The sequence below is a fragment of the Caballeronia novacaledonica genome (assembly GCF_900258035.1).
GTDB classification, from domain to species: domain Bacteria; phylum Pseudomonadota; class Gammaproteobacteria; order Burkholderiales; family Burkholderiaceae; genus Caballeronia; species Caballeronia novacaledonica.
Map to the genome: position 1 here is coordinate 240,710 of NZ_OGTP01000004.1, position 13,882 is coordinate 254,591.

The 13,882-nt window shown below is 66.8% G+C and carries 8 protein-coding genes, 2 pseudogenes and 1 other annotated feature; of the genes and pseudogenes, 6 read left to right on the forward strand and 4 right to left on the reverse strand.

Annotated features, from left to right (window positions below; translation table 11 throughout):
* Window positions 1–130: 130 nt before the first annotated feature.
* Genes tssJ through NOV72_RS09135 form a run of 4 tightly spaced genes read left to right on the forward strand, consistent with a single transcriptional unit; the run spans window position 131 to window position 6,895 of the window.
* Window positions 131–904 (forward strand): type VI secretion system lipoprotein TssJ, encoded by a 774-nt coding sequence (tssJ, locus tag NOV72_RS09120; RefSeq protein WP_106854255.1) that lies wholly within the window; start codon window positions 131–133, stop codon window positions 902–904.
* An 18-nt stretch (window positions 905–922) separates the two neighbouring features.
* On the forward strand, window positions 923–2,311 hold the full coding sequence (gene tssK, locus NOV72_RS09125) for a type VI secretion system baseplate subunit TssK (RefSeq protein ID WP_106854256.1): 1,389 nt from the start codon (window positions 923–925) through the stop codon (window positions 2,309–2,311).
* A 1-nt stretch (window position 2,312) separates the two neighbouring features.
* Window positions 2,313–3,002: a DotU family type IV/VI secretion system protein gene (locus NOV72_RS09130; RefSeq protein ID WP_106854257.1), complete on the forward strand. Its 690-nt coding sequence runs from the start codon at window positions 2,313–2,315 to the stop codon at window positions 3,000–3,002.
* Window positions 2,999–6,895 (forward strand): type VI secretion protein IcmF/TssM N-terminal domain-containing protein, encoded by a 3,897-nt coding sequence (locus tag NOV72_RS09135; protein ID WP_106854258.1) that lies wholly within the window; start codon window positions 2,999–3,001, stop codon window positions 6,893–6,895. The genes NOV72_RS09130 and NOV72_RS09135 overlap by 4 nt, the downstream gene beginning before the upstream one ends.
* A 90-nt stretch (window positions 6,896–6,985) precedes the next feature.
* Here NOV72_RS09135 and tssA read toward each other — a convergent pair whose 3' ends face one another.
* Genes tssA through NOV72_RS09150 form a run of 3 tightly spaced genes read right to left on the reverse strand, consistent with a single transcriptional unit; the run spans window position 6,986 to window position 11,480 of the window.
* Window positions 6,986–8,617 carry a type VI secretion system protein TssA gene (gene tssA / locus NOV72_RS09140; protein WP_106854259.1) on the reverse strand — a complete coding sequence of 544 codons (1,632 nt, stop codon included), beginning with the start codon at window positions 8,615–8,617 and terminating at the stop codon, window positions 6,986–6,988.
* Window positions 8,618–8,658: 41 nt separating this feature from the next.
* Window positions 8,659–9,393 carry a response regulator transcription factor gene (locus NOV72_RS09145; protein WP_106854260.1) on the reverse strand — a complete coding sequence of 245 codons (735 nt, stop codon included), beginning with the start codon at window positions 9,391–9,393 and terminating at the stop codon, window positions 8,659–8,661.
* Window positions 9,390–11,480, reverse strand: a complete 2,091-nt coding sequence (locus NOV72_RS09150; RefSeq protein ID WP_106854261.1) for an ATP-binding protein — start codon at window positions 11,478–11,480, stop codon at window positions 9,390–9,392. The genes NOV72_RS09145 and NOV72_RS09150 overlap by 4 nt, the downstream gene beginning before the upstream one ends.
* A gap of 235 nt (window positions 11,481–11,715) precedes the next feature.
* Here NOV72_RS09150 and NOV72_RS32215 point away from each other — a divergent pair, with 235 nt between their 5' ends.
* Window positions 11,716–12,156: a methyl-accepting chemotaxis protein gene (locus NOV72_RS32215; protein ID WP_181290933.1), complete on the forward strand. Its 441-nt coding sequence runs from the start codon at window positions 11,716–11,718 to the stop codon at window positions 12,154–12,156.
* A gap of 258 nt (window positions 12,157–12,414) precedes the next feature.
* Window positions 12,415–12,648: pseudogene (locus NOV72_RS31855) on the forward strand (hypothetical protein); the annotation flags it as partial.
* On the opposite strand, the pseudogene NOV72_RS09165 reads toward NOV72_RS31855, so the two are convergent.
* A pseudogene (locus NOV72_RS09165) lies at window positions 12,616–13,855 on the reverse strand (IS3 family transposase). The pseudogenes NOV72_RS31855 and NOV72_RS09165 sit on opposite strands and share 33 nt — an antisense overlap.
* Window positions 13,438–13,554: a sequence feature (AL1L pseudoknot), on the reverse strand. (Overlaps the previous pseudogene by 117 nt.)
* Window positions 13,856–13,882: the final 27 nt, after the last annotated feature.

A 13,882-nucleotide genomic window follows, 5' to 3' on the forward strand; every position in this document is an offset into this window, starting at 1 on the left:
CCGTCAAGCATCTCGAAGCCGCCGAATAAGGCCGGAAAGTCGCCCTTTATCGCCGTATGAGCACGCAGCAATATCCGGAGAATGTGCAGCAGTAAGTCACGCTCGACGGCAAATGAATGGGGCACCGGCAATGGCTGTACCTGTAAAGAACAAGCATGCGGCGCGCAGCGGCAGGCAAAGCGGGCGCGCTGCGCGCCGCATGATGGCGCTGGCTGGCGTCGCGGGCGCGCTCGCCCTGAGCGGCTGCGGCAGTTCGCCGCCGAAGGACCCGCTCGCCGACGTGGTCTGGAGCTACGCCACCGACTCGGTGCTGTTCGAGATCGCGGCCGATCCCGGACTCAACCAGTTCGACGGCCAGTCGCACACGCTGCTGCTCGGCATCTACGAAACCGCCGACGCGCAGGCCTTCCGCAATCTCGCCGCCGACCCGAACGCGCTCGCCGAAACCATGGCGACCGGCAAGGTCCCGCCGACCTTCGCACAGTTCTCGCGCTACGTGGTCACGCCGGGCCAGCATTCCTATCTGATTCTGGATCGCGCGCAGAACACGCGTTCGATCGGTCTCGTCGCGGGGTATGCGCAGTTCGCCCCGGCCAACGCGGCGCGTCAGTTCGAGGTGCCGGTCGTCACGAAGACGACGGGCTTCATCTTTCGCACTCACACCAAGCTGCCGGGGCCGCTCGTCGTAAGGCTCAACCTCGGCGCGCAGGGCATTCTGAACGCCGAAGTCCAGCCCGGCAGCCTCGACGCCGCGACGCTCGCACGCGCGCAGCAGCTCGAAGGCGGCGGCAAGGAAGTCCGTCTGGGCGGCAGCCCCGCGGCGGCCTCGGACGCCGGTGCGACGACGGGCACCGTCGGCGCGGCCAGTACCCAGGACACGCCATTGCGCCGAGTCAGCAACTAGCACATCGATCCCCATCAAATGGACCATAACAAGGGCGTTTACTGGTATCAGGGCATGTTCATGCAGCCCCAGCATTTTCAGCTGGCGTCGCTGCACGAGCAGTTCCGCAACAAGCCTGTCGTCGAGACCGGTTTGCCGCATTTCTGGGGCGCCGGCGCGCTCGATATCGCGGCGGGCGCCATCGCCAGCCAGACCATCGAAGTACGCTCGGCGAAGCTGGTGTTCCCGGATCGCACGTATGTCGAGTTTCCCGGCAACGCGGTGCTCGCGCCGCGCTCCTTCGATGCCGCTTCCATCGGCGAAGGCCGCGCGCTAACCGTCTACCTCGGCGTGCGCAAGCTGGCCGCCGAAGGCAACAACGTGACGATGTGCGTCTCCGCCGACGCAGCCGCCGCCGCGCCGACGCGCTACGCCAGCCTCGAAAACCCGGCGGAAGTGCCCGACCTGCATTCGGACGGTCCTGCCGCGCCGGTGCATACGCTGCTGCACGTGCTGAAGGTGTTCTTCGAGGGCGAGACGGCCAATCTCGGCCAGTACGACCTTATTCCGATCGCGCAGCTCGCGCGTATCGGCGACACGGTGACGCTCTCGGAACGTTTCATTGCGCCGGGCTACGCGCTGTCCGGCTCCGATACCCTGCTGCGCATCGTGCGCGAGATCCGCGACGACGTCGTGGGCCGCGCGCATCATCTGCAGGAGTTCAAGAATCCGCGCGAGCTGCAGAAAGCCGAGTTCGATCCCGGTTACATGATGCTGCTGCTCGCCATGCGCACGCTGTCGCGCGCCGCGCCGAACCTCGTGCATCTGACGCAGACGCCGGGTGTGCATCCTTGGCATGTGTACGGCGAGCTGCGCAGTCTGGTCGGTGAACTGAGCGCGTTTTCCGAGCGCTTCGACATGCTCGGCGAAGCGGCGGACGGCACGCCCGGCCTGCCGGCCTACGAGCACACCGATCTATACAACTGCTTCGCGCGCGCGCAGGCGCTGATCGGCTTCCTGCTCGGCGAGATCGCCGTCGGACCGGAGCATCTCGCGGTGCTCGAATATCGCGACGGCATGTTCGCGGGCGAATTGCCGCGCGCGTTCTTCGACCGGCGCAACCGCTTCTATCTCGTGCTGCGCACCGACCAGCCGGCGGCGCAGGTCGCCGACGGCGCACTGCACGACGCGCGCCTCGCCAATGCCGCGGATGTCCGGCGTCTCGTCGCGCATGCGCTGCCGGGACTGGAGCTGATTCACTTGCCGAACGCGCCGCAGGGCATGCCGCGGCGCGCGTCGTCGAACTATTTCCGGATCGAACAGGTAAGCGATCTGTGGGACGCCGTCGAGCGCGACGAGAACATCGCGTTGCAATGGCCGGACGCGCCGCAGGATCTGCGCGCCGAAATCGTCGTGCTGCGGAGATAACGTGAGCCTCGCCGATACCCTCATCCCTCTTTTCGCGCAGGTGCGCGCGTTCGCACACGCGCCTTCGGGCGACGCGGCGAGTCTCACCGCGCAGCTCGACGGTGCGATCGCCGCCGCGCGGCTGCGCGCGCACGACGCGGGCTTCCCGCCCGCCGATATCGACGAAGCGCTGTTTGCCTTCAGCGCCTGGGCCGACGAACTGCTGCTCACGACGCAATGGGAAGGCGCCGGCCAGTGGCAACGTCATCTGCTGCAGCGGCGCTATTCCAACGTCAGCAATGCGGGCGTGGTGTTCTACGACCGGCTCGCCCAGCTTGCGCCGTCGCAACTGGCGGTGCGCGAAGTGTTCTATCTGTGTCTCGCGCTCGGCTTCGGCGGACGCTATGCGTATGACCGCAACCAGAAGACGCTCACCGACATCCGCCGCACCAATCTCGCGATGCTGCTGCCCGACGCCGACCAGTTCGGCGCGTCGGCGCGCGCGTTTCTGTTTCCGGATGGCTATCCCGTCGCCGGAGACGACCAACATGCGGGCGGCCCCACCGTGCGCACGCGTCTCGCGGCACGCCTGACGCGCGGCAAGCTGACCGCGATCCTGTTGCCGCTGTTCCTGCTGGCGGCGCTGTATGGCGTGTATCACACCGTCGTCGCGGAGTCCGTCGATACGCTTCTTGCGCAGATCCATCTATGAAAACGCTCGGCATCGTGTTGTTGTGGCTGTTGACGCTGATCGTGGTCGCCCTGATCAGCTGGGGCGTCGTGCTCTATTTCGGCTGGCCCCTGTGGGTCGCGCTGGCGATCTCCGCCGGCGTGTTCGCGCTGTACTTCTTGGTGACCTTCGCGCGCCGCATGGTCGTGATGATGCGCTCGCGCAGCCGGCTTGCCGCGCAGAGCAGGGCGCTCAATGCCGAGCCGCTGGCCGTGTCGCCGGAAACGATGCTCAGGCGCAAGTGGAAGGCCGCCGTCGGCACGTTGCGCCAGTCGAGTCTGCGCACCCGGGGCGATCCGCTCTACGCGCTGCCCTGGTTCATGGTGGTCGGGCAATCGGGCACCGGCAAGACCACGGCGCTTACGCGTGCGCGGCTGTCGTCGCCGATTCAGAAAATCAGTCAGCAGGCCAGCATCGGCCAGACGGTCAACTGCGACTGGTGGTATTTCGACCGCGCCGTGGTGATCGATTGCGCGGGCCGCTACGTGCAGGCCGAGGACATCGAGCAGGATCGGCGCGAGTGGGAAGTCGGGCTCGACCTGCTCGGCCGCTATCGTCCGCGCGAAGGCCTCGACGGACTCGTGCTCGCGGTTAGCGCGGACCGGCTGATGTCGCCCGACGCCGATACTTTCGCCGATGAAGGCCGCATCGTGCGCGCGCGCATCGAACAGTTGATCCGCATGTTCGGCAAGCGCTTCCCGGTGTATGTGCTGGTCACGAAGTGCGACCGTCTCTACGGTTTCGAAGAATGGGCGAAGTCGCTGCCCGCCGATGCGCTCGGTCAGGCGATGGGCTATCTCGCTGACGAAACCGAGTCGGCCGATTCGGGCGAAAGCGCGTTCGTCGCGCGCGCGTTCGATTCGATCGGCGCGCGCCTGCAGGCGCTGCGGCTGGCGATGCTCTCGCGCGACACGCAGCCGTCGCCCGAACTGCTGATGTTCCCGAACGAGCTGGCGCAGTTGCGCGGCGGGCTCTCAATGTTCCTCGGCACCTGTCTTGCCGACAGTCCCTATCTCGAACGGCCGCTGCTGCGCGGTATCTTCTTCAGCAGCGGGCAGCAGGAAGGCGGCGCGATGTCCGCGCTGATGGGCTCGCTGCTGCCGGCGTCGCCGTCACACGCGAGCGATACCGCGGGCGTGTTCCTGCATGACTTTTTCGGGCGCATCCTGCCGCAGGACCGTCTCGCCGCGAAGCCCGCGATGCTCGTGAACCACTGGCGGCGCGTCACGCAGAGCGTGGGCGTGGTCGCCTGGATTCTGCTGCTGGCGGTCTTCGCGATCCTGCTCTCGGTGTCTTTCGCGGGCAACAAGCAGACGCTCGAACTGGTGCGCAGCGCGCGCCCCGACAAGGCGGCGCTCAACGGCAACCTGTTCCACGATGCCGCCGCGCTTTCGTATTCCAATGAAGTGCTGATGCAGGTCGCGCAGAACGACCGCCGCTGGATGTCAGGACTGCTCGGCAACGGCGCGGGACTGGAAGCGCTGGAAGCGCGCCTGCACGATGTCTTCGTGCAGCAATACCGCCAGGCGATCCAGCCGGCGGCGGACCAGAGCCAGCAGACGGCGCTGGCAGCGTCGGCGGGGCTGGCGGGCGCGTTCGGTCAGCCGGGACAGCCGGTCGAACAGGCGCGCCAGCTTCTGAATCTGGCGCGCTCGATTGCGCTCCTGCGCGCACGCATGGGCGGCGCGGACCGCGAAGCGCTCGAGGCGATGCCGCAGCCGGTCGCGACGCCGCTCTATCCGGCGCAGCTCAACGAGCAGCTCAATCCGTTGACCATCTCGTATCTCGTCTGGTCGCCGAAAGACGCGGGCTACCTGCAGGAGCGTGCGAAGACCCAGCGCGCGTTGCTCGATCAGGCCGTCGCAGCCGATCCGCAGATGACCTGGCTCGTCGGCCTCGTGCCTGACGGCGGCGATGTTCCGGCCGCCCGCGCGGCGGACTTCTGGGGCGGCAATGCGCAGCGTTCGAATGTCGTCGCCGATGCGGGGCTGCGCACGGCGCGCGGCAGCGTGGTCGGCGCGAACGGCGTGAGCGTGACGAGCGTCGCCGGCACGGCGGACGCTTCGGTGCCGGCGGTCTATACGGTCGCGGGCCGGGAGGCGCTCGATGCGCTCGCGGCGCAGATCCGTGCGTCGGTCGGCGATCCGGCGCAGTTCGACAAGCAGCGCGCCACGTTCGACGAGTGGTATCGCACGCAGCGCATCGCGGCCTGGCAGGGCTTCGTGGAGGGCTTCACGAAAGGCCCGGCGCCGTATTCCGGCGAAGCCGGCTGGCGCTCGGCAATCGGCATCGTCAGCGGGCCGGCGAGTCCTTATTTCCGGCTGATCGCGCGCATCAACGAGGAGTTCGGCAGCGAGCCCGCCGATGCACCGCTGCCCGGCTGGATCACGCTGGCGCGGCAGTTCGAGCAGGTGCGCGCGCAGGCAACGCGCGTCGGGGCGGCGAACCAGGCGGTGCGCGTGGCGGGCGCGATCAATGCGGTCGGCGGCGCAGCCCTCAAGGACGTGCTGTCCGGCTCGCCGCAACTCGGCAGCCGGACCGTGACGAACAACCTCGGCGCCGTCGATGCGCTCACGCAATACCTCGGCGCGCTGAACAAGCTCGCGCTCGACAGCAGCACGGGCAGCGGCAAGGACTATCAGCTCGCGGCCGACTATCAGCAGTTCGCGACGAGCGCGCAGCCGCAGCCCTCGGAGATGATGAACGTGCTCCAGCCGCTCACGCAGCTGCGCACGCTGATCGGCACCGGCGAGCCTTCCGACGTGCTGACCTGGCGTCTGATTCGCGGGCCGTTCGAATTTCTCTCGGCCTATATCGAACAGCAGGCCTCGTGCGAATTGCAGCGCGGCTGGGAATCGAACGTGGTGTTTCCGTTGCAGGGCGCGACCGACAAGAGCGCGGCGATCGAGCAACTGTTCGGCGCGAAGGGCGCGGTCTGGGCTTTCGCGGACGGTCCCGCCAGGCCGTTCCTGACGCGCAACGCGAACCGCTATGACGTGGTCGAGACGCAGGGCTTCAAGGTGCCGTTCACGTCGGCGTTCGTGCCGACGCTCAATGGCGCGTACGGCCGGCAGCTTGCGCAGCAGCAGGCGAGCGCGCGCAGCGCCGCCGACAAGCAGGCGCAGCAGCTGGAAGCGCAGAAGGCCCAGCTCGACGCGCAACAGCAGCTCGACCAGCTCGACCGCGCGCTTGCCGCGGCGAAGACGCAGGCCGATGCCGCCCGCGCGGTGACCGTGCCGCTCACGCTCACCGCGCAGCCGACCAACGTCAATGCCGACGCGCAGGCGAAACCCTACGCGACGATCCTCACGGTGCAATGTGCAACCGGCGTGCAGACGCTGAACAACTACAACTTTCCGGTCAGCACGAGCTTTGCATGGCAGGCGGGACAGTGCGGCGACGTGCGTTTGCAGATCAAGATCGGCAATCTGACGCTGAACCGGAACTACGCGGGGCCGCTGGGCTTCGCGTCGTTCCTGAAGGATTTCGCCGATGGCCAGCATCAGTTCGGCCCCGCCGATTTTCCGGCGAGCGAAACCGCGCTCAGGACGCTCGACGTGACGTCGCTGACGGTGATGTTCTCGGTGACGAACGGCGAGCAGGTGACGGACGCTGCGCAGAAGATCCAGCAGTACGACGCGCTGCAGAAGACGACCGCGCAGCAGAAGCAGCAGATCCAGGACGCGCAGACGCAGAAGCAGCAGATGAGCCTCGCGGATCAGCTCGCGGTGATGTCGCCGGGCATGCCGCCGCTGCCGGCCATCGTGCCGACGGTGGCGGGCAATCCGGTGAGCCTCGGCGAGCTGGCCGTGCCGGCGACGATCGGCGCATGCTGGCGCGGCCAGACCTCGCCGATGATGATGACCGGGCTTTGAAGCTCGACTGGCGATAAAAAAACACCGGCCTTCGGGCCTCGGCCTAGGCCGGTGTTTTTCTTTGCGTCCGACGTGCGGGCCGACGGCCGGTCAGGTAATCAGCCGCACCGCGATGGAGACATCCAGCGGCGCGATGCGCGCCAGCAGCGCGGCAGTTTCCGCTTCGTTCTGGTCGTTGCGGCTCAGGATCGCGTAGGCGGCGCGCAGTGCGTCAGCGGTCAGGTCTGGATCCCACGAAGCCACGCCGTACCGGTCCACTTCCTCGACGAGCGCGCGCGCGAACGCGTCGAGCCGTGCGCCGGGACGGTTCTCCAGCAGCAGATCGCACATCGCGGTGCGCAGCCTGAGACGCGCGGCGACCGCCGTGCTTTTGTCGATTGCGTCCTGCAGACATTGCGCGGCGGCGCGCAGATCGTTGTCCGCGGCCAGCGCGCGGGCGCGCGACATGACCGTGACGAGCGGATCGGACGCAGCGGACGCCCCTGCGTTGCCGCCCGACGAGCCCAGCGATGCCAGCCATTGCGCCGTGTCGGCACTGGCGAACGGCACGCCGTTGGCGAACTTCAGCCGGTCGAGGCCGTCGATCCGGGCGAAGAACTTTGACGTTTCGCCGCAGACTTCGCGGCGCGCGGCGCTCCAGGAATCGCCGAGCAGGGCGAGCGAAGTCGCGGCGGCGTGGTTCAGATCGAGCCAGAACGGATAGACGATCACCTGTGTTTCCGCGAACCCGACGATGTCCGCGTGTGCCGCGCGCGCCTGCAGATTGCGCAAGGCGTCCTGCAACTGCGGGATCGGACCGGGAAGCTGCGTGTCCGTGCCGTTGGCGACCGGCGCGCGCTCGATGCCGGCCCATACGCCGATGCGGCGCAGCCGGAACCCGAGTGCGTTCGACGGCTCGTTCTGCGCATACCAGCCACCGATGGCGACGAGCCGTTCGAGCGCATCGTCGGTGGCCTGGGTGGCGCTGCCGGACGTATCGAGGAAAAGCGGAGCGAACGCGGCGGGCGCGAAGGCGGCGGCGGACGCGGTCTGTGCGGTCGGCGTTGCGGGGGCAGCGGCAGGCGCGGCGGCGGATGAGGCCGCGAGTGTGGTCACACCCGGTGCTTCGGCCTGGTCTGCCGGTGTCTGTGTGGCAGGAGACTCGGGCTCGGGTTCCGGCGCCGGAGGCGGCGGTTCGGCGACCTGCACCGTGCCGAGCAGCGCGCGCAGCGGCTGCATCGACGGCGCGTCGCTGTCCTTATCGGCGAGCACGCGATCGATGTTGCCGAGCGCGTCGCGCAGGCTTTCGACGAGCGCCGCGTCCTGCGGCGGCCAGTTCGACCAGTCGTGTTCGTCGGCGTGGGCGCGCACACGGTCGATCAGCCACTGGATTGCGTTGCGCCGCGCGCGCGGACGCGCGACCGGCGGATAAAGCTGTTCCCAGTGCGTCGCGAGCAGGCCTTCGAGCATCTGCACGCCGTCGTTCAGGCCGGGCAATCCGCGTGTGATCAGCAGGCCGCCCGCGAGATAGCTGGCGACGAGAATGTCCTTGCCCTTGTTCGTCAGCAGCGCCTGCGACAGCCCGACCACCTTCTCCCAGTCGGGCGAGCCGCTCGCGGCCGGATTGGTCAGCTTGGCGATCTCGTTCTGCAGCAGGTCGTAATCGGGATCGTCGCGCACGTCGGCGCCGCAGGGCTGCACGTCGCTGATGGGTTGCGTACCCAAACTCTTGAAATCGTTCACGGAAGCTCTTGTCTGGCAGTGGAGATGGGACGGCGGCGCGTTCAGGTCCACAGATGTTCGATATCGGTATCGAAGATATAGCCCGCGCCGCGCTCGGTGCGTAGCAGCGTCGGCCGCTTCGGGTCGGCCTCGATCTTGCGCCGCAGCCGCAGGATTTGCACATCGATGGCGCGATCATAAATGTCATCGAAGGCACGCGTGCTTTCGAGCAGCTTTTCGCGCGTGATGATACGTCCCGGCGAGCTCAGGAACGTGACCAGCAGATTGAACTCCGAATTGGTCAGCGTCACCGTGGTCTGATCGGCCGAATTCAGGCGGCGCGTGTTCAGATTGAGCGTCCAGCCGGCGAAGCGATACGCGTTCGGCAGCTTGCCGCGCGTGAGCGGCGCCTTCTGCGGCGCGCCCGCGCGGCGCAGCACGGCGCGCATGCGGGCCAGGACTTCGCGCAGCGAGAAGGGCTTGACGATGTAGTCGTCGGCGCCGAGTTCGAGTCCCATCACGAGATCGGCTTCGTCGTTGCGGCCGGTGATGTACATGATCGGCACCTGCGCTTCCTCGCGCCAGCGGCGTGCGAGGTCGGTGCCGTCGCCGTCGGGAAGGCCGAGATCGAGCAGCACGAGATCGTATCGTTTCGCGGCGAAGCCCTCGATGGCTTCCTGCGCGCTCGCGGCGCCGTCGGTCTTATAGCCGTGCTGGAAGAGATATTCCATCAACAGAGTGCGCATCGAATGGTCGTCGTCGACGACGAGGATGTTTGGCTGCGGCTGAGGCGTCATGACAGATCCTTCAGAGCGGATGCGGCGGCGCGGGTGAGAGCCTCGCGCTCGATTGGTTTGGGCAGGACGATGAGACGCGCGCCGGGCGCGCGTTCGCGCAGGCGGGCGGCGAAGCTCGCTTCGTCCGGCGGGAGGCTTTGCGGGTCGGTGACGATGAGCGGCGGTTCGTCGTGCGCGTCGTCGATGTCCTCGACGCGGACGGCTTCGTCGAGCGCCTCATGGGCGTCGGCATACCCGAGCGGCTCGAAGCCCATTTCCGCGAGCCAGTCTTCGCTGCGTTCGCGGGAAGCGGCGTCGGTGTCGATCAGGATGATGCGCTCGCCCCGTGCGACGGGCGCGCCCGCTCCGGCCGGCGGCGCAGTTTCGACGGGCATCGCGGGCCCGCTCGATACCAGCGGTAGGACGAGGCGAAAGCGTGTGCCGCAGGGGCCGGTCGCGATCGCGATGCCGCCCTGATGCTCGCAGGCGACGCCCGCGACGATCGCCAGCCCGAGCCCGTTGCCGCCGCCCTTCTTGCGTGCCGAGAAGAACGGCTCGAAGAGGTGCGGCAGATGCTCGGCGGAAATGCCGGGGCCGTCGTCGATCACGTCGATCCACGCGATCGCGCCGGGCGGGACGTCGCCGACGGCGAGCGCTTCGGACATCGCGGTATCGGTGCCGATGCGCACGGTCACGCGCGAGCTCGCCGCGAGGCTGGCGTTGCTCGACAGGTTGAGAACGGCGCGTACCAGCTGGCCGCCGTGGGCCGCGACGCATAGCCGGGCGGCGGCCGTTTCCAGTTCGATCACGACGCCGTTGCGGCACAGCGGCCGGGCGAGCGCGACGCTTTCGCGGACGATTCCGTTCAGATCGAGGGTTTCGCGGACGCGGTCGCCGCGTCGGGCGGCCAGAAGGATTTCTTCGGTGAGTTCGTAGCCGCGGGCGGAGGCTGTTTGGACCTCGCGCAAGGGTTGGCGGGCGGGGGAGTCGGCGGGGAGACGGCCGCGGGCGATTTCACTGTAGCCGTCGACGGCGGCGAGGATGTTCTTGAAGTCGTGCGCGACGCCGCCGGCCAGAAGGCCCAGCGCTTCCATGCGGCGGCCGCGTTCGAGGCGTTGTGCGAGCTGGCGGCGTTCGCGTACGGCGGTGGCGATGAAATACGTGAGGATCGCGAGACCGGCCATGTCGATTTGCAGGTGCCACGCGCTTTCGGCGTTTTCGGAGCGGTACGGGCCGAACTGCATCAAGGTCAGGCCGACGCCGAAGACCGCGGCGGTGCCGACTGTCGTCGCGGCGGCGGGCAGGCCGCCGTAGATCGCAGTGGCCGCTAGCAGAAGGGAGACGATCACGCGCTGGACTTGTTCGGATACATGCAGCGCGGCGCTGGCGAGCAGGATGGCCACGACGGCCAGACTGCAGGTCAGGGCGATGAGCGGTTCTGCTCGCGGTGTGATGAGTTTGCCTGCGGTGACGCCGGCGGTCGCGCCCGGGGTATCGACTGTGCCGCGCGAGCGCCAGGCCAGGACCGCCGGGACCAGCACCAGCACGGCCACACCGTTGCCGACCAGCAGCGTGCGCCATTCCTGCCACCAGCCGTCGTGGCCGTAATCGCTGGCGAGCGTCGCGCCGAGGATCGATGTGGTGCCGATCGCCGCCAGCGGGAGCAGAAGAAGGAAGCGCATCAGGCTCGTCGTCGTGGTGATCTCGCCGTTTTTGTCGACGTAGCGGCGGCCGAGCCACGCGCAGAGCGCGACTTCGAGAACGTTCAGGACGCAGAAGCCCAGGTCGCTGCGCCAGGTGACAGCGCTGAAATCGCCGGTGGCCGCGATTGCGAGGAATACGGCGAGAAGCAGGTTCGGCCAGCGGCGCGGGGGCAGCGGCCACAGGATCGCGATGGCGATGGCGGGAGCGGGCCAGGCGATCGCCGACAAGGTGCTGCTATCGAGGTGGACGAACGGCCGCGCCAGCAGGTAGCAAAGGAGGGCGAGGGCAACCGGTTCGGCGATGCGGGCGCGGATTCGGGAAGTCGTCGTCGGTTCGTTCGCGCCGGGACCGCTGCTGCCTCGGAACAGGTTCGTCAGGAAAGTCTGCCGGTGTGGAAGTGCCATGTGCAGTCGACGACGAACAAGGGCTCAGGGCCGAAGAAGTTTGGGGCGGGCGAGTGCGGCAGCGGTAGAGGGCGTCACGGGGTGACGAGCTCTCTGGGTATGTCGGCAGGTTTGCCAGGGACTTGAGGGTTTCGCGTGAATTTGGGAGGAAGGGCTGATCGGCAGAGAAACCGCGTGCAGGGGAAATTTTGGCGACCAGCTCTATCCGTCCCTGGCGCAGACGAGCCCTCGCGCCATGAACCGGGCAAGCGAACTCTGCAGGGAAGGATTTGCTGGGGGTTCGAGATTCAACGGCCTTTGCAGCGTCGTCGACGTCACGGGTGATGGCCGGGACGATCCGGAAGGGGCAACCGCGACTCAGGGCGGCGACACCGTCAACGATGTCATCGCAACCATGCGCAGCATTGCGCAGGCTTCATCGCACATGGCCGACATCATCGGCGTGATCGAAGCATCGCGTTTCAGACGAATATCCTCGCGCTCAACGCGGCCGTCGAGGCCGAGCGCGGGCCATCAGGGCCGCGGCTTCGCGGGCGTCGCCGGCGAGGTGCGCGCGCTCGCGCATCGCAGCGCCGTGGCCGCCAAGGAGATCAAGACGCTCATCGACGATTCGACCGCGCGCGTGTCAAACGGCCATCAAGTGTCGCTGCAAACACGGCCATTAATAGATTGGTAGTTATCTCAACAGCGGTGATTTTGCGCGCGCGAGAAACTACTCCACGATTGATTGATGCGCCTTCTGGCCGACGAGGAACGCCAGCGAGGCATTAACCGCATGCCTGATATTACGAATTATCAGGCATGAAAATGCTCAAGTCGCGTGTGCGCGTAGTAACTGGAAGACGGAAATACGACAGCCGGAGGCGAACAGCAAATCGACGCGCGCTCGAAGGGTTGAATCTCCCGAAGAGGCGGCCCATCTTGCAAGCAGTGAGCCAACACCGCGGTCGGCTTTAACAACTTCGACCTCGACGCGATGACGATTCGGGGCGTGCTTGGGACTAACGCGCCAGACGTCCTGACAGAAACGACTGCTGATTTCGGCTTCGCATTGCTGATGGCGACTGCTCGCCGAATCGGCGAGAGTGAGCAGTATGAAGCGCCCCGACTTTGTCGGAGACCGCCGAGTTTGGCGCTACGCCGCGCGAGCGGAGCGCACCAGATTCCGATTGTAGACTTCCTCTGCTTCCGCAGGCGATACGTATCCGAGCGGGCCGAGCAATCGATGGTGGTTATACCAGTGGACCCATTCGAGCGTGGCGAGCTCGACGTCTTGGAGCGTACGTCATGAACGCCGATGTACAACTTCGGCCTTATACAAGCCGTTGATCGTTTCGGCCAGCGCATTGTCGTAGGAGTCGCCGACACTTCCGACTGATGGTTCAACGCCAACGTCCACCAAACGTTGGGTATACCGAATGCTTAGGTGTTGCGACCCGTGATCGCTGTGATGGATGAGCCCGGGCGGTGGCTGGCGATCGTGTAACGCCTGGTTCAGCGCGTCCAGCACGAAGTCAGTCCTCATCGATGCCGACACGCGCCAACCGACGATACGGCGCGCAAACACATCGGTTACGAAGGCCACATGGACGAAGCCCGACCATGTCCAGCAATACGTAAAATCCGCGACCCACAGCGCGTTCGGCCGCTCGGCCCGGAACTGACGTTTGACCCGGTCCAGCGGGCACGGCACCGCGTCGTCGCGCTGCGTCGTCTTAATCCGGCGCCCACGCCGCACACCTTCGAGGCCCATCACCTTCATCAGGCGCGCAACCGTGCAGCGCGCGACCTCCACGCCATCTCGCAACAACTGGCGCCAGACCTTGCGCACACCATACACGCCAAAGTTCTCCTCTCAGACCGCCCGGATGAGGGCCTTCAGTTCAGCGTCGCGACGCGCTCGTGCTGGCCATTGCTCCGGATCGCTGCGCCGCCCGGCGTGCCGGTAATACGTCGACGGCGCGATCGGCAGCAGGCGGCAGATCGGCTCGATACCGTAGACGTCGCGATGCTCGTCGATGAACGCGATCATGGCTTCGATCGGCGGTCGAGCTCCGCCTGCGCGAAATATGCGGAGGCCTTACGCAGGATCTCGTCGGCCGTGCGCAGTTCACGATTCTCGCGCTCCAGTTCCTTTAGACGCGCCAGCTCTGAAGTTGTCGCGCCAACTCGTTGGCCACGGTCGCGCTCAGCCTAATGGTCCAGTTGCGCAGCGTCTTGCGCGACATCCCCATCTTCGAGGCGATCGAGCGGATCGCCGCCCCCTGCGTTTGATACTCGTGTTGGTGCTCAAACACCATCCGGATCGCTCGCTCACGGACCTCATCCGAATATCGCGTTTCGGTGGGCTTCCTTGTCTTGCCTTCGCTTTCCATGCTTCAAATCTCCCGTTACAGCCAAGA